The organism is Paenibacillus sp. FSL H7-0942 (assembly GCF_045040715.1).
Classification (GTDB): Bacteria; Bacillota; Bacilli; order Paenibacillales; family Paenibacillaceae; genus Paenibacillus; species Paenibacillus amylolyticus.
The window spans coordinates 3,850,655-3,874,823 of sequence record NZ_CP150279.1; the positions used below are offsets into that span (position 1 = coordinate 3,850,655).

Genomic DNA, 24,169 nt, shown 5'->3' on the forward strand with positions numbered 1-24,169 from the left:
TCATGTATGTCCATGCTGTCTATTGTACATCAAAGAAAACAAGGTATCTTCTTTCTTCACATCACCAATCAATAGATAGTTCGACCTTGTTCATCCGCAATGCCGCTCTTGCGATAGAAGTACGTATTGATCATGTCCCGCCATTCCTTGGCATGTTCGGCCTGGTTGTCCTGTAATGAAGCAACTTTACTGAAAATAACCGGGTCGATTTTGCCCTCCAGCCCTCTCCATGTCTCGGCTAACGCCTGCGCCTGCGCAACACCTTCAAAGTGTGTATCATAAATATGCTGAATGACCGTTTTACCCGAATGCAGAACATGTGTGTACGGCACGTGATGGAAAAATAAGATCAGCTCATCCGGACAGGTGTCTACAGACTCATAGCGATCAGCATTCTCAGGGTGATACTGTGAAGTGTATCCTGTACCGCTGTTCACGGTTCGATCTACACCAATGCCATGACAATCGGCAAAGTGATACGTTCCCCATTTGGAATACTCGTATCCATCTACATTCGGCCCGTAATGATGTTCCGGATTAACCATCCAACCCACACCGAGAGGCGCCGTATAATTCTCATAGATATCTAGTGAAGTCAAAAGCATACCCGTAACCTGCCGCACAACTTCGTCTTCATGTCCAAATGTGAGTCTCACCCACTCATCAGCAATCTCTTCGGCGGACAGCTCCGGATTCCACGCAAGTCTTCCGTATCCATATAGATTCGCCTGCGCGAGTGGATGTCCTGTCCAACAGGCATCTGCACCAATATTGGATACTGCGGCGAAGCCACTATATGGTCGTTTATACAGAGAACCGTCCGCGATTCGCTTGATCTCTGAACCTTCGCCTTTGGCGTATGTGTCAAAGTCCAATACTTCTTTCCACTGGGGAACCAGATAACAGAGATGACGTTGTTGCCCCGTATACTCCTGTGTAATCTGAAATTCAATCACCTGATTTGTATTTTCCATGGCACCGAACAGCGGGGATACCGCCTCTCTCACCTGAAAGTCCATCGGCCCGTTTTTGATCTGCAAAATGACATTTTCAGCAAAACGCCCGTCCAGCGGCGTAAAGTGGTCATAGGCTGCACGTGCACGGTCAGTAGAACGATCCCGCCAGTCCTGCTTGCAGTTATAGACAAAGCAACGCCAGATGACCAATCCACCGAATGGCCGAAGGGCTTCAGCCAGCATGTTCGCACCATCGGCATGATCACGGTTATACGTGAATGGTCCCGGACGATTCTCGGAGTCTGCCTTGATCAGGTAACCGCCAAAGTCCGGAATCGCTGCGTACACCTTGGCCGTTTGAATATTCCACCATTCCCGTACCTGCGCATCCAGCGGATCAGCCGTACGCAATCCACCAATCTCAATTGGACTTGCGTAGTTGGCGCTCAGGAACAATCGAATGCCATACGCTCTGAATTCAGCGGCAACCTTCGCCACATCACTAAGATAACGTTCCGTCAGAAACAGACTCTCACGGCGGTGTACATTGACGTTGTTGATCGATATGGCATTGATTCCCGTGGAAGCGAGTAAACGTGCGTAATCCCGGATGCGTACCAAGTCCAGCGTAAATTCCCCGTTATCATAGAAAATGGAGTCTCCTGCGTAACCACGCTCAATGCTGCCGTCCACGTTATCCCACTGATTAATTATCCGTAGCGCATTGGTTGGCTGTTCTGTAATGAAGATCCACTTATTCACAGCGTCATCCGCCTTATGTGCACTCCCTTGATCCATTGTCAGCTCTCGAAGCAGATGGAATGCACCATACAGCACACCTTGGGGAGTCTCTGACCCAATGACCAGTACACCCTCGGTCTCGTTCTCACGAATGATGTACCCTTCCCCTTGAACAGTTGAACGCTCTGTCTCGCTGAACAACCCAGCCACGGAATCGCTCCCTGTCCAAGTGCCGATTCGTATTGCGGGAGCGGAAGCGAGATTGTCCCGTTCATTTTCCTGAGCATCAGACAGATGACTGACCGACGGTTTCACGCCATATAACCTCTCCAGTCCCCGTGAAAGTTCGGTCAGAGCTGTTGTGATCACTCCGTGGTTCTCTTCCGCCAGTATCAGTTTGCTCCATGCAGGAGCCGTCTTTTGGTTAAACTCATTCGCTCTTGGCAATTCAGAGTGATACCCCAGCCACGCATCGTACTGTGGACCCGACAAAGCAGATTGAACGACGGATTGGCTCATTGTACCGCCTCCTTGCTGGCATAGATCTGCCCAAGGTGATTCCCTTTTCCTTCGAGTAGCCATAGAATCGACGTTACACCACGCGGATAGTACTTGCTGCCAACCGCCACACCAGACAGGATCTGGTCACTCCAGCACCAGTAGGATTCCTCCGGATGCAGCAGCCAGTTGACATGAGCCGCGTCTGCTGCCTTGCCTGTCTCATTCCATTCCACACCCAGCAGCTCTCTAGCGATAAACTGGGACAAATAGATTTTGCTCAGCCACGAGTTATTACTTGTTGAGGACAGTTTCCAGCCTCCATCTTCGAACAGACATGTTCCCGGTACAAGAACCGTCTTCAGATGAGTTTGGAGTGCTTTCAGATAAGGTCCAAAACGACCATTGACATCCAGTGCTGCTTCACAGCCTGTAAAGTACGGGAACACCAAACCTTCAATCGCCGGAATGATTCGAGAATCATTATTTTCTGCAATAACAGCTGGTATGTAGCCACCATCAGTCAACTGTGCAGCAATACTGGCAGCGCAGCGATCCGCTTGAAGCCCAGCTTGATGGGACAGATCGGCCAACTTCTCAGTTACGAACAGCTTCTCCAATGCAACATAGACCGCCCAACATTTACCCGCCAGATAGATATTATTGCGAGACTGACCAAGTGACACATCCAGGCTGTCGTAAGTTGTAATCTCCGCTCCACCTTGGGTACGACTGCTATCCAGACCCATCAGACCGTTACGCTGCTCTGCGTCGGGATGGTCACGATTAAGCATGCTTTCGAAGCAATCCTCGATAACAGGCAACATGTTTTTCACAAAAGCTTGATCCTGTGTCTGTTCAATGTATACTGTCGCGCAGCAGAGCCAGTTCACCAGCTCCTCGTGGCTCATCTGTGAGAAACAGTCGTCAATGCCAACCAACTCATATGCCGAGTGTCCAGGGCGTGAGAACACATTGGCAACACCAATATCATGGGTAAAGGTAATTCCGCCCGGATATAACTTCTCTTCCCCCGGGAAACGAACCTGATCCGTATAACTGTATCGTTTCACAAACCACTCCAGCTCATTACGCACCGTCCATGGATTCAAGGCAAGCTCGAAGTACAACTGATCAGCCGTCAGATCAAGTGTGTTCATCATCCGATACTCCCCTTCGTTCACCACCCAGAGTGGCTCACCATCGGCATCCAGCAGTTGAGTACTCGCATAATAGCTGTGAATGGAATGAGCAAGCATGAATGATTGATCTTCGGTCAAAGCAGCCGATCCAAGGCGCTGTTCAACCTCTCCACAGGATGCAGTCAACTCACTAAAGCGTTGTAGTGCATACTCTCCTGCTGCCTGAATATCGGAGAAATAGCGCGTATACCAATACGTTGTGTCCATGCCGGTCGTCACAATGCCCCCGCGATAGAAACATACTGCGAATTGATACGTACGTTTCTCTCCAGCCGGCACCTCCATCAGTAGTGCAGCGGTTGAGCCAAGTCCAAATGCCAGATTCTCCCGATGTTTCTCCTGCAACAGTTTCTCCAGCGTAAATCCGCGTGCGGGCCACAGTCCATCATCTGCTGACATAATCGCTGTAAGTCGACCTTGTCCCACACCTGTGATGGAGCCACCTTCCGGTCCTCCAATCAGACGCATCGCAGAGTACGGATCATTGCCCTGATAGCCAAAGTAGGCTTTGCGGGGTTGTTGACCTTCCGTATTGTCAATCGTCATCTCAACCAATACGGCAGGTACGAGTGCATCCATTAATTCTTCACGATCCCCATTCGTTGGATCAGGTACTGGACGTACAGGCGAGTAGATACGGAACGTCAGATCTCCAGCAGTCCACGTATCCGTACCTGAGGTAAATTCACGGGTAATATCTTCATCGCGAAAAGCCGTAATAAGAGGTTGTGGAACTTTGGTCGCTGTTGTCGACGCAGTGTCCCCATTCTCCAACTTCTCTACATCATAGCGGCTGCTCTCATCCTCGGAAGCTTCATAAAAAGGAAGCGCCTGATAATTGTCGCCATCGCGAGATTGTAATCCAATATATACATTCTGGTCAGCCGGCTTGCCGAGTTCAAGACCCAGCCCGCCTTTGGCTCCTTTGTAACCCAGTGTAAAACTCGCAAAAGCACCAATCGGTGCGTGATGTGCATTATAAAAGATGGATTTGGACGTATTCATGAATCATAACCCCTCTCAGAATGGTTGCATACGTTTTCATTAGCCCCATCCTAACACGTGGTTCCACCTCCGACCATGATCAAATCAATCGGATATTTACCCAAATCAAGCTGATAGACTATAATAGATTAAAGCGGTTACAAAAAAACATTCCATTTGATATACGTGCGTAATCAAAATCACATTTTTTGAACAACCTCTTATGAAGGAGGATCTTCCATGTCTTCAACGTATTTGCCTCCTACTTTGGGAGAAAGTGTCCATGAAGTTTTTTATCCAGATGTGCAAACAACGGTCAATCTGTTCGCCATTCATTTACGAAGTGTAGGTGTGGACTGGGATTATCCGGCACATGAGCACCCTCAATATGAATTGAATTATGTCACGGAAGGCGAGCAACGCATGATGGTGAATGGTACCCTATACATTCAAAAGGCTGGCGAACTGCTCCTGATTCCTCCGGGAAGCATTCATTCCAGCCAGAGCCATAACGGCAAGGGATTCACGTATTTTTGCATGCATTTTGACATTGATGATCAGTTGTTCCTATCGTTGCTGGCGCGCATCAAACAAGTGCGATTCAGTGCGGATAGTCCGGTTACACAGCAGATTGAGCCGGTTTTGCGCAAATTGATGTCATCTGCGGATGATGAAACAGCAAATACGATGGTACAGCGTATGCAGCTGCAATCTGCGGTATTTGAACTATTTGGCCATCTGTGGGAGGCGGTCTCGAAAGAGGCAGCTCACTGGTTTACCGACGGACACGAGAAGATCGAACTCGCCCACCAGATTCGTAATCGGTTGCAAGGCCTGATGAGTCAGCAATTCAAACAGGGACACGAGTCCAACGGTCACTATGGCATTGATGATATTGCAGCAGAGCTGGGCATCAGTTCTTCTCACTGTAATCGCGTGTTCAAGGAGGTGTTCGGTCAGTCTCCTCGTGCTGTATTATCCCAGTTGGTTTTGCATGAAGCGAAGCTTCTTCTGGGCAACCCGAAGCTGTCCGTTCAAAATATTGCTGTCATGCTTGGTTATAAGGATATTGCCCATTTCAGTCGTCAATTCAAGCGCTGGTCCGGCATGTCACCCTCCCGTTACCGACAGGAACAGCCTGCTCTGGAATGAAGTCCAGTAGCAGGCTGTTTGTCTTTCTTATTTTTCATTTCAACAAACGCTTAATCAACTTCAGCTTGTTATCATAAGGTGGATACAGAATCGGCAGATTCAACTTGGTGCTTTTTTTCAGTACACTTTTGAGATGAGAGAAGGTTTCGAAGCTGTACTGCCCATGATACGAGCCAACACCGGAATGACCAACACCGCCAAACGGCAGACGCGGATTCGCTACATGCGTGATGGTATCGTTAATGCAGCCGCCTCCAAAAGAAACTTCGCGCAGCACTTTGTCCTGAACCCGGGTGTCGGAAGTAAACAGATATAAGGCGAGCGGTTTCGGCCGCTTTACGATTTCTACAATGGCTTCATCCAGGTTACGATAACTAATGATCGGCAGAATCGGTCCAAAAATCTCATCTTCCATCGTTGCTGCATCCCAGGACTCCGCATCAATCAGTGTAGGTTCAATGAAGCGATCTTCCTCATCCGAAGCTCCCCCATATATCACTTTGGCCTGATCCCGCTCAATCAAAGTCGTCAGACGTTTAAAATGTCCCTTGTTCACGATTCGCCCATAGTCCTTGTTGTGCTGGATATCCGAACCAAAGAAAGACACGATTGCTGCCTTCATCTCTGTAATTAACGGTTCCTTCACGCGCTCATGCACAAGTAAATAATCTGGTGCGATACAGGTCTGTCCTGTATTGAGCAGTTTGCCCCATATAATGCGCTCAGCTGCTACTTTGATATCCGCCTGTTCATCCACGATGACCGGACTTTTGCCTCCCAGTTCTAACGTAACGGGAACGAGATTTTTGGCAGCTGCCTCCATCACAATCTTGCCAACCGGTACACTGCCTGTAAAAAAGATATAGTCGAATGGCGCGTTAATCAGCGCTGTTGTTGTATCTTTTGCACCATCAAGAACTTGTACGTATGCCGGTTCGAACACACTCGCAATCATTTCACGTACAACAGCGGACACCGCAGGTGTATTCTCTGACGCTTTGAGCACGGCTGTATTACCTGCTGCAATAGCAACAACCAATGGTTCGATTAAGAGTTGAAAAGGATAATTAAACGGTCCGATAATCAGAACCGCCCCGTAGGGTTCGGGTATGATATAACTTTTCGAACCAAGGAGTGCCATTTGCGTTTTCACTTTAACGGGTTTCACCCATTTATTCACTTTACGAATGGTGTGTGTGATGCTATCCATCATAAATCCGATCTCGGTTGTGTAGGATTCGAACTCACTTTTGCCCAAATCCTGATAGAGAGCTTCTGTCAGTCTGGATTCGTACTTTTGAATGGCCTGCTTCAGTTGGGTCAGACGTGCAATTCGAGCTTCTGCCGATCTTGTGGCCCCGGAACGAAAGAACTGTCGTTGCTGCTCCAAAATCTGTTCAACTTCATGACTGGTTACTTCCTGTATCGTCGTTGTCATATATACATACTCCTCTATTCATTATTGATCAAGCGTTTAAACTTACGAACCTATAAGACACATGCAAAAGCATGTTTGATCACTATTACTCTACAGACACTCTTCTTCCAAAGCAGCTACCAGTTCCTTCAGCAATTCCACCGATGCATTCAATGAAGCCGAATAATAACGCTGCGTCCCCTTCTGTTCCACAGATATAAGCCCTTTCTCTAACAACAGCTTGAGATGATGAGATATGGCTGGCCGGGATAGGCTGGATTGTTCGGTAATTTCATTCACCGTCATTCTGCCCTTCTCGGTAAGTGTCAGCAAAATGGATTGACGATGGTTGTCACTTAAGACCTGAAATAACGGAATACAGGTTTGAAAAACGCTAATTGCTTTTTGTCCCATGGTTTCACCTCTATACTATTTCTTCTTCATTATTTCTACGTATATTTCTCTATTTGATGTCTGTTGGTTTAAACATTCGAACCTAATGATTGAATTGTACTCTTTAATCACTTGAACTGCAAGTAAACCATCAACTAAATTTAATATAATGCTTATAAAGCGCTTCCATACTACCATACAAGTATGGTAGTATGTCATTGAAGGAGTTGAAGTTGTGGAATATACCCCAAAGTTATCATCCAGAGCCGGTTTGTTGCCTGTTGCGAGCAATATGTCTTCCATGAATAATAAGCAATCTTACTCAACGCGAGATGTCGTTTACTTCACGCTGAAACAACTCATTTTGAGTCTGAAAATGCCTCCGGGAACAGCTATTTCTGAGAAGGAAATTTCGCTGGAGTTCCAGGTAAGCCGGACACCTGTTCGAGAAAGTTTTGTAAGGCTTGCACAGGAAGGTCTGCTGGAAGTGTATCCACAGCGTGGCACATACGTCTCTCTGATTCAGGTCGATCTCGTTGAGGAAGCACGGTTCATGCGTGAACAGCTCGAACGAGCCGTAATCAGGCTCGCCTGCGAGAACTTTCCGAACGAACAGATGATCGCTCTTGAACAGAACCTTGCTTGGCAACAGGAATGCAGGGTCAAACCGGATGATGAACGAATGTTCCAATTGGATGAGGAATTCCATAGCACTCTTTTTGCAGGCTGCAACAAAAGCAACACCTGGACTGTTATCCAGCAGATGAATGTACATTTGAATCGAAGTCGCATGTTACGCCTGTCCTCGGACCACCAGTGGGATCACCTGATTGAACAGCACCGGTCTATGGTCAAGGCCATTCAGCAGCATGATGCCGACACAGCAGAGCGACTGATGCAGGAACATTTGCATTTAACTGTCACCGATTTGGCCGTCCTGCAGGATACATATCCGTCCTATTTTCAATGACTGAATTTTTTTCCTACTATTCATGATGAGGTGAACGTGATGAGAATGGTTTTTCGCTGGTTCGGCGAAGGCAATGATACGGTAACGCTGGATCATATCCGGCAGATTCCGGGTGTTGAAGGTATTGTGTGGGCACTGCACGATGTTCCTGCTGGCGAGGAATGGCCGATGGACAAAATACTCGCTGTCAAAACAGCAGCAGACAAGGCCGGGTTACATCTGGATGTCGTTGAGAGTGTGAACATCCATGAGGATATCAAGTTGGGCCTGCCATCAAGGGATAAATACATTGCGAACTATATTAAAACAATGGAGAAACTGGCTCAAGTTGGTGTGAAGGTCATCTGTTACAACTTTATGCCGATCTTCGACTGGCTTCGCACGGATATGCACAAGGAAATGGAGGATGGCTCAACTGCCCTCTTCTATGAGCACAGTAAACTCGCAGATATAGAACCTCTAGAACTCGTTCGACGCATTACGGAAAACTCCGCACTCACCATGCCAGGTTGGGAACCGGAACGATTGCAGTATTTAACAGGTCTGTTCGAAGCCTACAAGGATGTAACCGAGGATCATATGTGGGAGCACGCACGTTATTTCCTGCAAGAGATTATGCCTACAGCCGAACGGCTGGGGATTCGAATGGCCATCCATCCGGATGACCCGCCATGGCCAATCTTTGGATTACCAAAGATTATTACAAGTCAGGAGAATGTTCGGAAATATTTGAATCTTTATGATAGCCCTTACAACAGCGTGACACTATGCAGTGGCTCTTTGGGAGCGAATGCTGATAATGACATTATCGGGATGATACACGAGTTCAAGGATCGGATTCCATTTGCCCACATTCGTAATGTAAAAATCTACGAAAACGGCGACTTTATTGAAACGTCACATCGCAGTCAAGATGGAAGCGTCGATATTGCGGGGGTTGTTGAGGCTTATCACGATATCGGTTATGAAGGTTATGCAAGACCCGACCATGGTCGTCACCTCTGGGGAGAACAGTGCCGACCTGGTTATGGACTCTATGACCGGGCTTTGGGGATCATGTATCTCTGGGGCGTCTGGGATTCCCTGCAAAGGAGGGCAAAAGCATGAGTGAACACCAATATGAACGCTCATCTCGTCTCGAAGGCAGAACGGCTGTAATCACCGGAGGTGCTGGAGTATTATGCCGCTCCATGGCGGAAGAACTCGCTCGGCACGGTGCAAGTGTAGCCATCCTGAACCGCACGGTGTCCAAGGGACAGGAAGTTGTATCTGCGATAGAAGCTGCCGGTGGCAAAGCGATTGCTATTGCCTGTGACGTAACCCAGGCCGATAGTGTGCAAGCAGCGGCAGATGCGGTGCTGGAACAGCTCGGACCATGTGATATTCTGATCAATGGCGCCGGTGGCAATAACGCCAGTGCCAACACCACCAATGAAATTTTCAGATTGGAAGATCTGGAAAAGAGCGATGTCACTACATTTTTCGATGTAAGTGTAGAGGGATTTCGTCAGGTGATGGATTTGAATTTTGTCGGTTCTCTCATTCCTACTCAAATCTTTGCAAAACATATGATAGAGCGTGATGTTCCCGCTACTGTCATAAACATTTCTTCCATGAGCGCCCCATCGCCCATGACGAAAGTTCCAGCGTACAGCGCTGCGAAGGCAGCCATTAACAACTTCACGCAGTGGCTCGCCGTTCATCTGGCCGAATCCGGTATTCGTGTCAACGCTATTGCACCCGGGTTTTTCTTGACCGAGCAGAACCGTAATCTATTACTGCAACCAGACGGCTCACCTACGGAGCGTTCCAGTAAAATTATTGCTCATACACCCATGCGCCGCTTTGGCAAACCGGAAGACCTGCTTGGCACATTAATGTGGCTTGCGGATGAAAGACAATCCGGCTTTGTCACTGGCACAGTCATTCCGGTAGATGGCGGATTTATGGCCTATTCAGGTGTATAACGATTAACGTGTAAATGAATCAGTTCAACTAATATAGGTATTTAATGAAACCGAAGCTTGGGATACATACCCAGGTTTCGGTTTTTTGCGTTCAAGCATAAGATCCTCCAGCGTAGGAAAAGCTTGTTATAATGCGTGTTCAAAGCAAACTTTTCAAACTAGCTCTTAATACAGCTACGGTGAACTAAAGGAAGGTGATACATATATGATGGAAGAAACATGGGTTGTTGCCGTACGGTCTATTATTGCCTTTCTGACCCTGATCATCTATACAAGGGTGCTGGGCAAACAGCAGATGGGTAACTTGACGTATTTTGATTACATTAACGGTATTACAATCGGTTCCATTGCGGGTACGTTTGCAACCGATCTCTCGTCCAAGGCGTGGATTCATTTTGTGGCCTTGACCATTTTCACAATCATTACGATCATCTTTCAGTATATTACGCTGAAGAATCGCACCATCTCCAAATTAATGGACTCAGACCCCACATTGATCATCCAGAACGGTAAAATTCTCGAACAGAACCTGAGTAAAATGCGAGTCAAATTTGACGAATTGACCATGATGCTGCGGCAAAAGGATGTATTTGATATTACGACGCTGGATTATGCGATTCTGGAACCGGATGGCAGCCTCTCGGTTGTTTTGAAACCTGAGAATCAGCCTGTAACCGCCAAAGACATGCATATGCATCCTCCAAAGAGTAAGCTGATGACTGAGATTATCATTGATGGCCTGCTGATTAAGCAAAATCTGGAGGAAAGACACAAAGATATTAATTGGCTCAGTGAACAGCTTAAGAAACAAAAGATCACGATACAGGATATTGCTTTTGCCGCCATATTGCCTAATGACAAATTGTATGTTGATCTGTTCAAGGATAAGATCACCGAAAAAATCGACATGGGCGATTATGAGGGGCCTTTCTAAACTCTTTACATCAAGGAGGCGGTTGAATGAAAACGCGTTTCTGGCTGTTATATGTGCTTCCGATCTTCCTCATTCTTGTATTCGTTGCGATTATGGCTAGCGGAGCCTTTCTCAAAAAGCCCTTTGGCAACGATGATCGCTTGCTTGAATCTATACAAACGTTAGAGAAACAGGTTGAGGGTAAAAAATGGACTGAAGCCAAGTCTCAAGTTAATTACGCAATGAAGGCCTGGGATAAAGTCGTCAACCGCATTCAGTTCAGTGTGGAACGTGAAACGATATATGATATTCTGGGCACGCTTGCTCGGATCAAGGGCGGCGTTGCGGCAGAGGATGATAAGGCGATTATGGAAGAGATTTATTACTTTTATGTGTTATGGGATAATCTTGGAGATTAGGTTCAATATCTTTAATATCAGGCTTGAATATAAGAAGTAAGTCCAACAACAAAAGGCACTATCCTTTTATGAAGAAAGGAAGTGCCTTCTTTGCTTTGATATAACTTTATATCCATTACGCTCTTCGTAATCCCCGAGACCGTGACGATCCCGAAGTACCTTCTTTGCGGAAAAAGAGACCGAGTGCTCCCTTGGCACACCACAGTGCAAACAAAGCAAACAGCGTGCCCCAAAACAGCGCGGGAAGGAATGTCTGTTGAGCGAGATTCGCTGCATCCCCTGCCCGTGAAGGCTGAGTCCAGGACATAAATCCAACGTATACAGCACTAACAACCGACTCTTCCAGCGTAAGAAACGCCAGTAACAGATAATAGTACTTCACGATCTTGGCACCAAAAATCATAATGACAACGTTCAGTACGATGAACCCGGTCAGCCATAACATGCCGAACTCTCCTCTTACATATAACAGGAGCGACACCAGAGCGACAGCCGTCATAATACCAAGTCCCCACATGTGCAAGCCTTTGCGGTATAAGTAAAACAACAGCAAGGCGAACAGTGATGCACTGATATATCCCGCCAGAGAAACCAGGATCGATCTGCCTGGCGTCAGCATGGAAGAGTAAGTTACACCACTATGATCAGCGTACAATTCAATGCGCAGCACTTTACCGGACAATATCAGTGTCATTAGTGCATGACCGAATTCGTGAATCATCGTATCCAGGTTACGGAACAAGGACGAAAATGGGATGAATCGTGTAAGAAAGACGGAGCCTAGTAGAAAAAGTATCGTTTTGACCCACTTATTCAATCGTGTATACCTCCTTTACCTTAAAGTAAACAATCAAGTAAACAAGCCTATCCTTTATACTACGCTTTTTTCACTCGATTCGTTTCGGCTTCCGAACTGTAAGGCACAGTGCTCCATCCACCAGCAGAAGCTCCGATTGTGTCCAATGAAAAAAGAAGATAGATCATAGCGGCCCTTTTCGGCCTCTAGCGTAACGAGCAGTCGATTCCGCATCCGACGGAGGGCATAGTGCACGAATTGATCTGCTACCTCACTTTGTATCAGGGTAACATAAGCATAAAGGGAATGATCGACAGGTTCATCAAGCGGACTCACCCCTGCACATGAAAATTCCGTCCTCACGCCCGCACTCTGAAGTATGGACAATGCCTTCACGAGTTCGACATCAACTTCAACACCGTTCCAAATCTCTGTTTTCTTCGCGGATACTGTATGTTTATCACGTTCCGTCCAGTGCATCAGCTCCAGCTTACGCCGTCTCCACAGATGGGCAGGCTGTTCACTTAACAGCACTTCATGTTCCTCATTTAAATTCATGCAATGCGTCCTCCTGTTCTCCTTGATCCGGTCACCTTATTCAACAAAGAGAGAGCACATCACTGTGCTCTCTGCTTTGCAAAAAGGCAAAGGAATGGCGATCCATTCCTCAGCATGTTGTATTATTGTACCTTTTTCGGTGACAGGCATCAAACTGATTTTAAATTATTCGTTTAGTGCCAGTTTCAGAGCCTCCAGATTCTGTCTCATCACGCTAATGTAGTCCATTCCCGCCGCAATTTCTTCCTCGGTGAGTCCCTCAATCGGATTCAATACAGCCGTCTTGGCCCCCACTTCACTTGCGATTGTCTCAGACACTTTGGATGAAACCAGTGTTTCGAAGAAAATCGTTTTCACCTGATGCTCTTTTGCAAAATCAATGACAGATGCCATCTGTGCTGCCGAAGGTTCTTGCTCAGGAGACAATCCTGCGATGGGCACCTGTTGTAATCCATATTCCTTGGCAAGGTAGCCAAATGCAGCGTGTTGTGTGATGAAATCCTTGCGTTTGCTATCCGTCACAGCCGCCTTGAAGTCCTGATCCAGTGACCCCAATTGAGTAATGTAAGCATCTGCATTCTGCTGGAACTGTTCAGCATGTTCCGGGGCAGCCTGCGCCAAACCTGCTTCAATATTCCGCACTTCCTTTACAGCCAATGCAGGTGACAGCCATACGTGGGGGTCGAGTCCACCGTGATCATGTCCTGCTTCTGCCTCTGCGTCATGATCATGGTCGTGTTGTTCAGTAGTCGCTTCATCCGCTTGATCGTGATCATGTGCTTCCCCAGCGGATTCATTGGCATGGTCATGCGTATCCGTTCCATCGGAATCTTCATGATGGTGATCATGCTCTCCACCTTCAAGCAGGTTAATTCCTTTGCTCGCTTCCACTTGAATGAGTGAAGCATTGCTCAGACTTCCGGTGACCTGATCAATCCAAGATTCCATGCCCGCACCATTGTATACAAGCACATCCGCTTTTTCAATGCTGGCAATATCTTGTGGTGTGGGCTCCCAATCATGAGGCTCCATTCCTGCTGGAACGAGTGTATGCACATTGGCCAGATCACCTGCCACATTTTTGGTGAACTCGTACATCGGGTAGAAGCTGACCTGCACGTTTAATTTTGCGGTTTCCGTCTTGACTGGAACGGAAGTGCCTGTCGAAGCTGTATTTGCATCAGAAGCGGATTTTTGCCCGCAGCCTGCGACGATAAGTGTGAGACTGAACAACAATCCGAGCGTTGCTTTTTTACTGAATTTCATGTGATGTATTCCTCCTAGAATGGTTGACCAGAATGACGTGCTGTGATTTCGTTTCTTTGCGGTGACGCTTGCGGTTATATCGTGCAATCAGCTTTTGCGCTGATATTCCAGTCAATAGGATAACCAACAGGATGAGTGCAATTGTTCCTCCCGGTGGTGTATTTAGATGGTAAGATGTTGTGAGCCCGCTAAAAATACCGATTAATCCTGTAATTACCGCGACAATAATCGCTGCTGTGAAACTGCGAGACACTCTCAATGCCAAGGCAGCAGGTAATACAATGAGAGCAGACACCAGCAACACACCGACGATCGGCATGGCTGAAGCTACAGTCATTCCTGTCAGAATGGCAAATGCAAACGATAAACCTCTTACCTGAACGCCCCCAATGGAAGCAGTCTCTTCATCAAAGGTAAAGCTATAGAGCGGTCTCCGGAGTAAGATGAAAAAAAGTAAACCAATGACACATACACCTGCCATCATCCACAACTGTATATCGCTAACCGCGACAATAGATCCGAATAAGTATGAGCTGAATGTCTTGGACAGATTGGTTTTAAGACTCATCAACACTACAGCAAGAGCCAGTCCTGAAGTCATGATGATCGCCACAGGTACCTCGCTGTAGGTTCGGTAGCTTCGCCGTAGTTGTTCAACCAGTAATGCACCGATAATTGCAATGATGAATCCGCAGATCACGGGGTTAAGATTCATGACCGAACCGAGCGCAACCCCTGCGAGTGAGACATGGGATAACGTGTCTGCCATAAGGACCTGCCGCCTGAGCATCAGATAGACCCCCAGAATTGGAGCGATGACTCCAATCAGTCCACCTGCCCAGAAGGCACGTTGCATGAATTCGTACTCAAACACTGCCATTCCTCACTTTCTTGCTGCTCCAAAGTAATCGTTCGATCCAATCGATTCCCCATCTCTTCCAGTCCATGAGTAACCATAATAATCGTTATCCCATGAGCATCAACATAGTGGCGCATCAGATTGTAAAATCCTTCACGGCTGTGGCGGTCCATTCCCGTTGTTGGCTCATCCAGTACCAGAACCTGCGGTTGCCCAGCCATAGCTCTTGCAATACAGATCCGCTGCTTCTGTCCACCAGACAGCTCACCGACGCGTGTATTCCGATATTCCCACATGCCAACTTCACGCAGACTGCGTTCAACGATGGCAACCTGCTCTGCTGTGAAGCTTCGGAATAGTCCCAGCCTGGTGTAACACCCGGACCGGACCAGTTCATTCACCGTACTGGGAAATCCACTATTGAACGATGCCACCTGCTGGGGCACATAACCAATATTGGACTTGTTCCCACGTTTCAACTGCGGATTCATATGTATCGTGCCGCTCCAGGGCTTTAATAGCCCTAGTAGCAGCTTTAACAGGGTCGTTTTGGCAGAACCATTGGGACCTGTGATGCCTATGAACTCTCCCACATGGATATCCAGCGACAGTTGATCAATGACCGGCTCTTTGCCATATCCAAATACAACATCACGCATGGAGGATAGTATCATGCCATTCCCTCTTTTCGTAAATATTACGATTTAAAAATAACAAAAAAATTTACCTGGTTTCCCGGTGGATCGTCATTTTCTTCAAACGTGGGGAGTACTTCTTCATCTCCAGTCTCTCCGGATGGTTACGTTTGTTCTTGGTTGTTGTGTAGTTGCGGTCCCCGCACTCGGTGCAGGCTAAAGTTACAATGACTCTCATGATTGTTGCCTCCTCTTATTTAATCGTAATTATTACTATTTAATGATATTAGCTGATGCTCTTTCTTTTGTCAACTCCATGCAGGAAAAGGATCTTTCAGTTCACGCCAGTTCTACATATCGATGAAGAATCTTGATTAATCGTAAAAATGTTGATTAGAACATAGGAATGATGTATGTTGCCGCACGTACAAGCATATATTTTAGCAAAGTCCTAGTTGTGGAGGTCTGTTTCATGAAAATGGCAGCCAATCTGAAGCTCCTGTCCTTCCTGATCCCTTGTGCATTTCTTGTTCCCGTGTTGATCACAATGGCTCCGGACTTGAAGGAAGCATGGAACAGTGAAGCTTTGCAAAATATGAAAACCGTATTCATAGGTATTTTCCTTGAGGCCGCACCTTTTCTGCTCATGGGTGTGCTATTATCCTCGCTCATGCAATGGTTTGTATCCGAAGAAATGGTCCGCAAACTCACGCCCAAGAATCCGATCGGCGGCGTGCTGGTCGCAGGGCTACTCGGTATTATTTTTCCCATCTGTGAATGCGGCATGATCCCGGTAGTGAGAAGGTTGATGCACAAAGGCATGCCAGCCTATATTGCAGTGACGTTCATCCTGAGTGGTCCCGTAGTCAATCCCATCGTATTTACCGCAACCTTGCTTGCCTTTCCCTCCCATCCTGAGATTACCATTGCCCGTATGGGGCTGGCCTTTGCCGTAGCAGCTTCCATAGGCATGCTCGTGTATGTGTTTGTTCGTCGAAATCCCCTTCGGATGCCAAAGATCGCAGTGACAGAGGTCAAGACACATCCCGGGTTTAAAATGGCGCAACCTCATGCTCATGCACACGCAAACGCTCATGACCATAACCATGTAAAAAACTGGCGTAGCTTCTTCATTCACGCCGGAGATGAATTTGTCGATATGAGCAAATATCTGGTGATCGGTGCCTTGATTACAGCCTGCATCCAGACATTCATTAGCCGCAGCGATCTGATCTCACTTGGCAATGGTCCTGTTGCCTCTTACGTGTTCATGATGGGCTTTGCTTATGTGCTGTCTCTCTGCTCCACTTCTGATGCTTTTATGGCTTCTGCGTTCTCACATACGTTTGCACTGGGGCCGTTGGTATCCTTCCTTGTTCTTGGTCCAATGCTGGATTTCAAAAGCACCCTGATGCTGCTCTCCACCTTCCGTACCCGGTTTGTTATTGGTCTAAGTCTAGCCATTATCACGCTTGTCTTTGCCGGCTCGTGGTTGATTAACCTACTGGTATAAAGGTTGAGCAACATACTTCATGGCCTGAATGGTTAATCACATGAACTTTCATCACGACGATTAATAGAGATGAGGTGATGATATATGAACCACACTATCTATACGATGACAAAAGTCCCTGTTCCAAGGTCACACGTCATCCAATGGCATAACCTGATCCGTGCAGGCTGGATCGGCGGGGTGGCAGTGTACATTATTCAGTTGAATTCAAGTGATTCGCTTCATTATTATTTGGCTCCTACCATGCAAAAACTGCTATTATGTTGCCCTGTTCCCTTATTGTTTATTGCCGTTATCATGGCATGGCACGGACTGTTCGGCAGAAACGAGGTTCATTGCAACTGTGAACATCCACCACCCTCGGGGTTCCTTCGTAGCTTAATGGTATATGGTCTGATTGCTATCCCCTTGTTACTGGGATTTCTGTTACCTGACCGGGCTCTCGGCAGCTCCATGGCCAGTCAGAAAGGCATGTCTCTCACCTATGCTCCTCCCGAGATTCGTCGAAAAGAGCCCTTACCTGATCCAGCAACGCAATTGAAAGTACAAGATTTCACACAACAACCAACAGCTGTTCAGGCTGCTGCGGCTACCAAAGTACAATTCATTCCCCCAGACGAGTATAGCCGTGAATTCGCTGAACTGGCGGAGAAGTTGTATGGAGAACAGGTCATTCGAGTCTATCCTGAAATTTTCTCTGAAACCCTCGGCACGATTGATATGTTCCAGCGACAATTTGCAGGCAAAGATATCTCCTTAACCGGGTTCGTTTATCGGAACAAAAGCATGGATCATGAATCACATTTTGCACTAGGACGATTTCTCGTCATGTGTTGCCCCGCGGATGCGGCTCCCTTCGGCGTAATGATTCACATCCCCGAAGCGGATAGCTTCCCTACAGACAGCTGGGTGCAAATTGATGGCAGCATTGGCTCTGCACAGGTGAACGGTAAGGATACGATTGAAATTCGCGCCACAAAGGTGACACCTGTAGCCGAGCCATCCACGCCTTATATTTATACCAACGCAGATTCGGTGATGGCGTATGAGAAAATAAAGAGCCCATAGTTGCTCGCAATAACTAACAGCGTAATTTTAAACGACAAAAAGCCCCAAAGCTATGGATTACATCGCTTCGGGGCTTTCATGTTCAGTCAGATACGAGATTACATCTCGTCTTCTCTGATTGTATTATTCCGTTACGATATCATGAACCAATACAGGAGCATCGGCATAATCCGCAATTGTAATGTTTTCTTTGATCTTCGCGATGACGTCTGCTACGTCTTCACGATTGGCATGGATCGTTACAAGGGACTCACCCGCTTTGACTGGGTCACCCACTTTTTTGTTCAGCATCAGACCAACCGCGAGATCGATCTCAGACTCTTTTGTTGCACGGCCTGCGCCGAGTAGCATTGCTGCAGTTCCGATTTCGTCAGCAACGATTCCGGCAACATAGCCGTCTTTGTCTGCTGGCACTTCAACCAAATATTGTGCTTGTGGCAAACGATCTGGATGATCCACAACCGAAGCGTCTCCGCCTTGGTTTGCCAAGAAATCTTTGAATTTCTCCAGTGCTTTACCGTTCTGGATCACTTCTTTCAATTTCTCCTCAGCGTGCTCCAATGAATCTGCTTTGCCAGCAAGGAATACCATCTGACGTCCAAGTGCCAGACACAGTTCTTCCAGATCTTTTGGACCTTTACCTTGCAGGGTGAGGATGGCTTCTTTCACTTCAAGTGCGTTACCAATCGCCAGACCCAGTGGTTGGGACATATCGGAGATAACAGCCATCGTTTTACGGCCAACATTGTTACCGATGCTTACCATGGCATGTGCCAATTCTTTGGCATCTTCTGTTGTTTTCATGAATGCACCAGCACCCGTTTTAACATCCAAAACGATTGCATCTGCACCTGCTGCAATTTTCTTGCTCATGATGGAACTGGCGATCAGTGGAATGGAGTTAACGGTAGCTGTTACGTCACGCAGTGCATAGAGCTTTTTGTCTGCAGGCGTTAAGTTACCACTCTGTCCGATAACTGCAACCTTATGTTCGTTTACGAGACGAATGAACTCTTCTTTTTCAAGCTCTACGTGGAAACCAGCAACGGATTCCAGCTTGTCTGTTGTACCACCCGTGTGACCAAGTCCACGTCCGGACATTTTGGCAACAGGTACATCAAGCGCAGCAACAAGCGGAGCAAGTACCAGTGTTGTTGTATCGCCCACTCCTCCTGTGGAGTGCTTGTCTACTTTGATGCCTTCGATAGCGGACAGGTCGATCGTTTCACCGGAATTCACCATCGACATTGTCAGATCGGCGCGTTCCTTGTCTGTCATATCTTTGAAGAATACCGCCATCGCCCAAGCGCTGACTTGATAGTCTGGGATCTCTCCTTGTGTGTAACCTTGAACAACAAAATCAATCTCAGCTGTTGTCAGTTCTTTTCCGTCGCGTTTCTTAGCAATAATGTCTACCATTCTCATGATGATCTCTCCTCGGGTAAATGATTTGTATAGAACACTTTGTACTGGGACCGTTCCGGCTCCGGATCGTTCCTGCGAACGCTTTGCTTTTCAGAATCGATTCCGGGTCCTTCACTCTGTGCTTAAAACAAAAGTTTCGATTAAACTCAAATGATTACGAATATAAAATGCAACAATTACAGTGTGATTGCTGTGTCCAGGGCAACTACCATCATGTCGTTGAACGTTTTTTGACGCTCTTCGGCAGATGTTTCTTCGCCTGTCAGCAAGTGGTCACTTACTGTCAGGATGGTCAGTGCGTTAACACCAAACTTGGCAGCGATAGTGTACAATGCTGTTGTTTCCATCTCTACGCCGAGTACGCCGTGTTTCATCAACTTCTCGGTTACGGAACGGTCATCGCGGTAGAAAGAATCGGAGCTGAATACGTTACCGACGTGAATCTTCATACCTTTAGCTGTTGCACGGTCATATGCTTCTTTCAGCAGGGAGAACGTAGCGATTGGTGAGAAGTCATATCCACCAAACACGTGTTTGTTCATGCTGGAATCTGTACATGCTGCCTGTGCAAGGATGACGTCACGTACACGTACATGCTCCTGCATACCGCCACAAGTACCCACACGAATCAGGTTTTTCACGCCATATTCGCTGATCAATTCGTTAGCATAGATTGCGAAGGACGGAATTCCCATCCCTGAACCTTGCACCGAAATGCGGTGTCCTTGATATGTACCTGTGTAACCGAGCATTCCACGAACCTCGTTGTAACATACAACATCTTCAAGGTACGTATCTGCGATATATTTCGCGCGCAAAGGGTCACCTGGCAAAAGGATCGTTTCTGCAATATCCCCGGGTTTTGCTCCAATATGTGTACTCATGAATGAATCTCCTCCAGTTATACAAATTAGTCTATTATGATGGCAGGACCGGAGCAGGCAAGCTACTCCGACCTCCCCTATCCAGTTTTGAAAAACTTATTTCAAATCTTTCAGGAAGCTGGTGCCGTATTCCGGCATTTTCACTCCAAAGTTCTCGGCTACGGTTGCGCCAAGGTCAGCAAATGTGCTGCGCAGATCAAGCTTTTTGCCCTCGCTGAAGCGCGGAGAGTAGGCAAGCAGTGGTACATATTCACGTGTATGGTCTGTACCGCGGTAGGTTGGATCGTTACCATGGTCAGCTGTGATCAGCAACAGATCATCATTGGTCATTTTGGCAAAAATCTCTGGCAGCCGTGCATCATAGTCTTCAAGTGCCTGAGCATAACCTTGCGGATCACGACGGTGACCGTACAGGGCATCAAAATCAACCAGGTTCAGGAAGCTGAGTCCAGTGAACTCTTCATCCATTGTTTCAGACAACTTGTCCATGCCATCCATGTTAGAGACGGTACGAACAGCCTTGGTTACACCTTCGCCATCATAGATATCTGCGATTTTACCCAAAGCAATCACATCAAATCCGCTATCTTGCAGTTCATTCATAACAGTACGACCAAAAGGTTTAAGCGCATAGTCATGACGATTTGCAGTACGTTTCCAGTTACCCGCTTCACCTACAAATGGACGTGCAATAATGCGGCCGAGCATATACGGATCTTCAAATGTAATTTCACGACAAAACTCACAGATCTCATACAGTTCTTTCAGTGGAACAACGTCCTCATGTGCTGCAATTTGCAGAACCGAATCCGCGGATGTATATACGATGAGCGCACCAGTTTCAACATGCTCTGCACCCAGCTCATCCAGAATTTCCGTGCCGCTGGCCGGTTTGTTACCGATCACCTTGCGGCCCGTTTTCTCTTCAATGCGCTGAATCAACTCATCGGGAAAACCATTCTCGAACACACGGAAAGGTGTATCAATGTAAAGACCCATCAGCTCCCAGTGACCTGTCATTGTGTCTTTGCCTCTGGATGCTTCCTGCATCTTGGTGTAATACGCTTTAGGTGCATCCGCTACAGGGACACCCTCGATTTCTTTGATGTTGGACAGTCCGAGACTGGCCATGTGAGGCATTTTCAGACCTTCGCGTTCACGTGCAATGTGACCGAAGGTATCTACATCAAAATCATCAAATTCTGCTGCATCCGGCGCTTCGCCGATCCCTACAGAATCCATAACGATCAGATGTACTCTTTTGAATGTTGACATAACCTAAGCACTCCTTCCAATAATCCGGTTTACAAGAACAGTCCAGTAATGATCGCTGACAGCACGCTGACAAGCGAAGCACCGTAAAGCAGTTTCAGACCGAAGCGGGCGACCACATTACCTTGCTTCTCATGGAGTCCCTTCACCGCACCAGCAATGATACCGATGGAGGAGAAGTTGGCGAACGACACGAGGAAGACAGATACGATACCCGTTGTTCTGGCAGACATTGCAGTCTCCTTCAAATTAAGCATAGCTACGAATTCGTTGGACACCATTTTGGTTGCCATAATACTTCCTGCCTGAATCGCTTCTTTCCATGGAACACCCATGATAAAGGCAAATGGTGCAAACACATAACCAAGTAGCTCCTGGAACGAAATGCCAAGCACCGCGCTGAAAATTCCGTTAACAAGTGCGATCAAGGCAACAAAACCGATTAACATCGCAGCTACGATGATAGCAACTTTGAATCCATCCAGGATGTATTCGCCGAGCATTTCGAAGAAGGACTGTTTCTCCTCTTCCTGTACTTCCAATATATCTTCTTCCTCTGTAACCTCATAAGGATTCACAATAGAAGCAATGATAAAACCGCCAAACAGGTTCAGTACAAGAGCTGTAACCACATATTTCGGCTCGATCATGGTCATATAAGCACCAACAATCGACATCGATACCGTGGACATCGCCGAAGCACACAAGGTGTACAGCCGATGTTTTGGCAACAACCCAATTTGTTTTTTCACAGAAATGAACACTTCAGATTGCCCCAATACAGCCGAAGCAACCGCGTTATATGATTCCAGTCTGCCCATTCCGTTGATTTTGCTTAATACCAGACCAATATATTTTATAACAAAAGGCAAGATTCGGATATACTGCAGTATCCCAATGAGTGCCGAGATGACAACAATCGGCATCAATACGCTGAGGAAGAACGGCGCCCCCCCGCTCTCTGCACCTACGGTAGTTAAACCCCCAAATACAAATGCGATACCTTCATTCGCATAGTCGAGTAAACTTTTAAATACGGTCGCGAAACCGCCAATTAAAAAAGTACCCACTCCTGTATTCAACAGAGCATAAGCTAGTATAACTTGCAAAACAATCATGATAGCCAGCGGCCGGTAACGTATCTGCTTTTTGCCGTTGCTTGCGATATAAGCCAGTCCAAAAACAACGAGTAAGCCGATAATGGCAATTAGAAATTTCATTTGATTTCTCCTTTGAAGGTAGTTAAGCCGGATGTGAAAATTCAGCTCAAAGGGCTCTTAAGCATTCTTATCAGTAATCTTTCAGAAAACTTATGAAGCGCTTACAATAAGTTCAGTTAATTAAAATATAAGTGTAAGTTGTATTCCCTGTACCTGAGTCGAACGCCCAAGTACAGAGAATATAACATTACTTTTATTTATTAAGCTTTTTCTTGATAAGATGCTTTTGCTTAATAAGAAGATGTAGACTGACCACCCTGCATAATCTTCACGCCAGAACTTGCACCGATACGAGTTGCACCCGCTTCGATCATTTTTTGCATATCTTCCAGGCTACGTACGCCACCGGAAGCTTTAACGCCAACATCAGGACCTACAGTACGACGCATCAAAGCGATATCCTCTGGCGTTGCTCCACCTGTGGAGAAACCTGTAGAAGTTTTAACAAAATCAGCTCCAGCTCGCACAGCTGCCTGACAAGCACGTACTTTCTCTTCATCCGTCAACAGACAAGCTTCAATAATAACTTTCACCAAAGCTTTACCCGCAGCCGCTTCAACGACAACACGAATATCTTGTTCAACGTAATCATCATTGCCATCTTTCAAAGCACTGATGTTGATGACCGTATCGACTTCAGTTGCACCTTTAGCTATCGCATCTTTCGTTTCGAAAGCTTTTGTCTCCGATGTAGATGCTCCCAGAGGGAAACCAATAACGGTGCAGATATCTACGCCAGTACCCTGCAACTGCTCAGCAGCATAAGCAACCCAGCCTGGATTAACACATACGGAAGCAAACTGGTATTGCTTCGCTTCTTCGGTTAACTTGGCCATTTCACTTTGCGTTGCGTCCGCACGAAGCAACGTATGGTCGATCATTTTCGCTAATTGTGGTGTAGTCAATTGAATCTCTCCCTTATCTGAACTAGTATTTTCTATACACTTACACTAACATGAACATATGTAAAAATCAACTTGAACTTTTGTTCACAGTTACACTTACATTTCTTCTTCGTTATATTTTCTTCCTAAAAAAGCAAAACATCCGCCCTTTTTGCA

At 46.7% G+C, this 24,169-nt stretch carries 23 protein-coding genes; 8 read left to right on the top strand and 15 right to left on the bottom strand.

Annotated elements, in window-relative coordinates; translation table 11 throughout:
• Nucleotides 1-68 precede the first annotated feature (68 nt).
• Together MHI48_RS17100 and MHI48_RS17105 are read right to left on the bottom strand one after the other, a co-directional pair.
• Nucleotides 69-2,216, bottom strand: coding sequence for an alpha-glucuronidase family glycosyl hydrolase (locus MHI48_RS17100; protein ID WP_076328609.1), 2,148 nt, complete (start codon nucleotides 2,214-2,216; stop codon nucleotides 69-71).
• Nucleotides 2,213-4,402 carry a glycoside hydrolase family 52 protein gene (locus MHI48_RS17105; RefSeq protein WP_076328608.1) on the bottom strand — a complete coding sequence of 730 codons (2,190 nt, stop codon included), beginning with the start codon at nucleotides 4,400-4,402 and terminating at the stop codon, nucleotides 2,213-2,215. The genes MHI48_RS17100 and MHI48_RS17105 overlap by 4 nt, the downstream gene beginning before the upstream one ends.
• 219 nt (nucleotides 4,403-4,621) lie before the next feature.
• On the opposite strand from MHI48_RS17105, the gene MHI48_RS17110 reads away from it, so the two are divergent.
• On the top strand, nucleotides 4,622-5,533 hold the full coding sequence (locus MHI48_RS17110; RefSeq protein WP_036673718.1) for an AraC family transcriptional regulator: 912 nt from the start codon (nucleotides 4,622-4,624) through the stop codon (nucleotides 5,531-5,533).
• A 34-nt stretch (nucleotides 5,534-5,567) separates the two neighbouring features.
• Here MHI48_RS17110 and MHI48_RS17115 read toward each other — a convergent pair whose 3' ends face one another.
• A complete protein-coding gene (locus MHI48_RS17115; protein ID WP_076328607.1) occupies nucleotides 5,568-6,971 on the bottom strand; it encodes an aldehyde dehydrogenase in 1,404 nt (467 codons plus the stop codon).
• A 90-nt stretch (nucleotides 6,972-7,061) separates the two neighbouring features.
• Nucleotides 7,062-7,364: a helix-turn-helix transcriptional regulator gene (locus MHI48_RS17120; protein WP_017688208.1), complete on the bottom strand. Its 303-nt coding sequence runs from the start codon at nucleotides 7,362-7,364 to the stop codon at nucleotides 7,062-7,064.
• A gap of 271 nt (nucleotides 7,365-7,635) precedes the next feature.
• Between MHI48_RS17120 and MHI48_RS17125 the strand changes: the two genes are divergently transcribed.
• The 5 genes from MHI48_RS17125 (at nucleotide 7,636) to MHI48_RS17145 (ending at nucleotide 11,612) form a co-directional block, all read left to right on the top strand.
• Nucleotides 7,636-8,313, top strand: coding sequence for a GntR family transcriptional regulator (locus MHI48_RS17125; RefSeq protein WP_076328668.1), 678 nt, complete (start codon nucleotides 7,636-7,638; stop codon nucleotides 8,311-8,313).
• Between the two features lie 39 nt (nucleotides 8,314-8,352).
• Nucleotides 8,353-9,420, top strand: a complete 1,068-nt coding sequence (uxuA, locus tag MHI48_RS17130) for a mannonate dehydratase (RefSeq protein WP_017688206.1) — start codon at nucleotides 8,353-8,355, stop codon at nucleotides 9,418-9,420.
• Nucleotides 9,417-10,280 carry an SDR family oxidoreductase gene (locus tag MHI48_RS17135; protein ID WP_036613819.1) on the top strand — a complete coding sequence of 288 codons (864 nt, stop codon included), beginning with the start codon at nucleotides 9,417-9,419 and terminating at the stop codon, nucleotides 10,278-10,280. The genes uxuA and MHI48_RS17135 overlap by 4 nt, the downstream gene beginning before the upstream one ends.
• Nucleotides 10,281-10,485: 205 nt before the next feature.
• A complete protein-coding gene (locus MHI48_RS17140; RefSeq protein WP_051447333.1) occupies nucleotides 10,486-11,214 on the top strand; it encodes a DUF421 domain-containing protein in 729 nt (242 codons plus the stop codon).
• A 26-nt stretch (nucleotides 11,215-11,240) separates the two neighbouring features.
• Nucleotides 11,241-11,612 (top strand): DUF4363 family protein, encoded by a 372-nt coding sequence (locus MHI48_RS17145; RefSeq protein WP_076328606.1) that lies wholly within the window; start codon nucleotides 11,241-11,243, stop codon nucleotides 11,610-11,612.
• 115 nt (nucleotides 11,613-11,727) lie between these two features.
• Here the strand turns inward: MHI48_RS17145 and MHI48_RS17150 are convergent, their stop codons facing one another.
• The 6 genes from MHI48_RS17150 to rpmG all read right to left on the bottom strand — a co-directional run bounded on the left by MHI48_RS17150 (nucleotide 11,728) and on the right by rpmG (nucleotide 15,964).
• Nucleotides 11,728-12,429: a M50 family metallopeptidase gene (locus MHI48_RS17150; protein WP_405141221.1), complete on the bottom strand. Its 702-nt coding sequence runs from the start codon at nucleotides 12,427-12,429 to the stop codon at nucleotides 11,728-11,730.
• Nucleotides 12,430-12,483: 54 nt separating this feature from the next.
• Entirely contained in the window at nucleotides 12,484-12,966 is a 483-nt protein-coding gene (locus MHI48_RS17155; RefSeq protein WP_405141223.1) for a hypothetical protein, read from the bottom strand.
• 165 nt (nucleotides 12,967-13,131) lie between these two features.
• Nucleotides 13,132-14,232 carry a metal ABC transporter substrate-binding protein gene (locus MHI48_RS17160; RefSeq protein WP_340029253.1) on the bottom strand — a complete coding sequence of 367 codons (1,101 nt, stop codon included), beginning with the start codon at nucleotides 14,230-14,232 and terminating at the stop codon, nucleotides 13,132-13,134.
• On the bottom strand, nucleotides 14,219-15,112 hold the full coding sequence (locus tag MHI48_RS17165; RefSeq protein ID WP_340029252.1) for a metal ABC transporter permease: 894 nt from the start codon (nucleotides 15,110-15,112) through the stop codon (nucleotides 14,219-14,221). Before MHI48_RS17165 ends, MHI48_RS17160 begins: the two co-directional genes overlap by 14 nt.
• Entirely contained in the window at nucleotides 15,058-15,765 is a 708-nt protein-coding gene (locus MHI48_RS17170) for a metal ABC transporter ATP-binding protein (RefSeq protein ID WP_405141226.1), read from the bottom strand. Before MHI48_RS17170 ends, MHI48_RS17165 begins: the two co-directional genes overlap by 55 nt.
• Before the next feature lie 49 nt (nucleotides 15,766-15,814).
• Nucleotides 15,815-15,964 (bottom strand): 50S ribosomal protein L33, encoded by a 150-nt coding sequence (rpmG, locus tag MHI48_RS17175; protein WP_036613813.1) that lies wholly within the window; start codon nucleotides 15,962-15,964, stop codon nucleotides 15,815-15,817.
• A 234-nt stretch (nucleotides 15,965-16,198) separates the two neighbouring features.
• Here rpmG and MHI48_RS17180 point away from each other — a divergent pair, with 234 nt between their 5' ends.
• Nucleotides 16,199-17,239: a permease gene (locus tag MHI48_RS17180; protein ID WP_405141228.1), complete on the top strand. Its 1,041-nt coding sequence runs from the start codon at nucleotides 16,199-16,201 to the stop codon at nucleotides 17,237-17,239.
• Nucleotides 17,240-17,323: 84 nt separating this feature from the next.
• Nucleotides 17,324-18,307 carry a TIGR03943 family putative permease subunit gene (locus MHI48_RS17185; protein ID WP_340904985.1) on the top strand — a complete coding sequence of 328 codons (984 nt, stop codon included), beginning with the start codon at nucleotides 17,324-17,326 and terminating at the stop codon, nucleotides 18,305-18,307.
• A gap of 123 nt (nucleotides 18,308-18,430) precedes the next feature.
• Here the strand turns inward: MHI48_RS17185 and MHI48_RS17190 are convergent, their stop codons facing one another.
• From MHI48_RS17190 to deoC, 5 genes are all read right to left on the bottom strand, one after another.
• A complete protein-coding gene (locus tag MHI48_RS17190) occupies nucleotides 18,431-19,732 on the bottom strand; it encodes a pyrimidine-nucleoside phosphorylase (protein ID WP_405141230.1) in 1,302 nt (433 codons plus the stop codon).
• 176 nt (nucleotides 19,733-19,908) lie between these two features.
• On the bottom strand, nucleotides 19,909-20,616 hold the full coding sequence (deoD, locus tag MHI48_RS17195) for a purine-nucleoside phosphorylase (RefSeq protein WP_017688193.1): 708 nt from the start codon (nucleotides 20,614-20,616) through the stop codon (nucleotides 19,909-19,911).
• Between the two features lie 96 nt (nucleotides 20,617-20,712).
• A complete protein-coding gene (deoB, locus tag MHI48_RS17200; RefSeq protein WP_405141232.1) occupies nucleotides 20,713-21,891 on the bottom strand; it encodes a phosphopentomutase in 1,179 nt (392 codons plus the stop codon).
• 29 nt (nucleotides 21,892-21,920) lie between these two features.
• On the bottom strand, nucleotides 21,921-23,108 hold the full coding sequence (locus MHI48_RS17205) for a NupC/NupG family nucleoside CNT transporter (protein WP_036613804.1): 1,188 nt from the start codon (nucleotides 23,106-23,108) through the stop codon (nucleotides 21,921-21,923).
• A gap of 230 nt (nucleotides 23,109-23,338) precedes the next feature.
• Entirely contained in the window at nucleotides 23,339-23,989 is a 651-nt protein-coding gene (gene deoC, locus MHI48_RS17210) for a deoxyribose-phosphate aldolase (protein WP_127549426.1), read from the bottom strand.
• Nucleotides 23,990-24,169 lie beyond the last annotated feature (180 nt).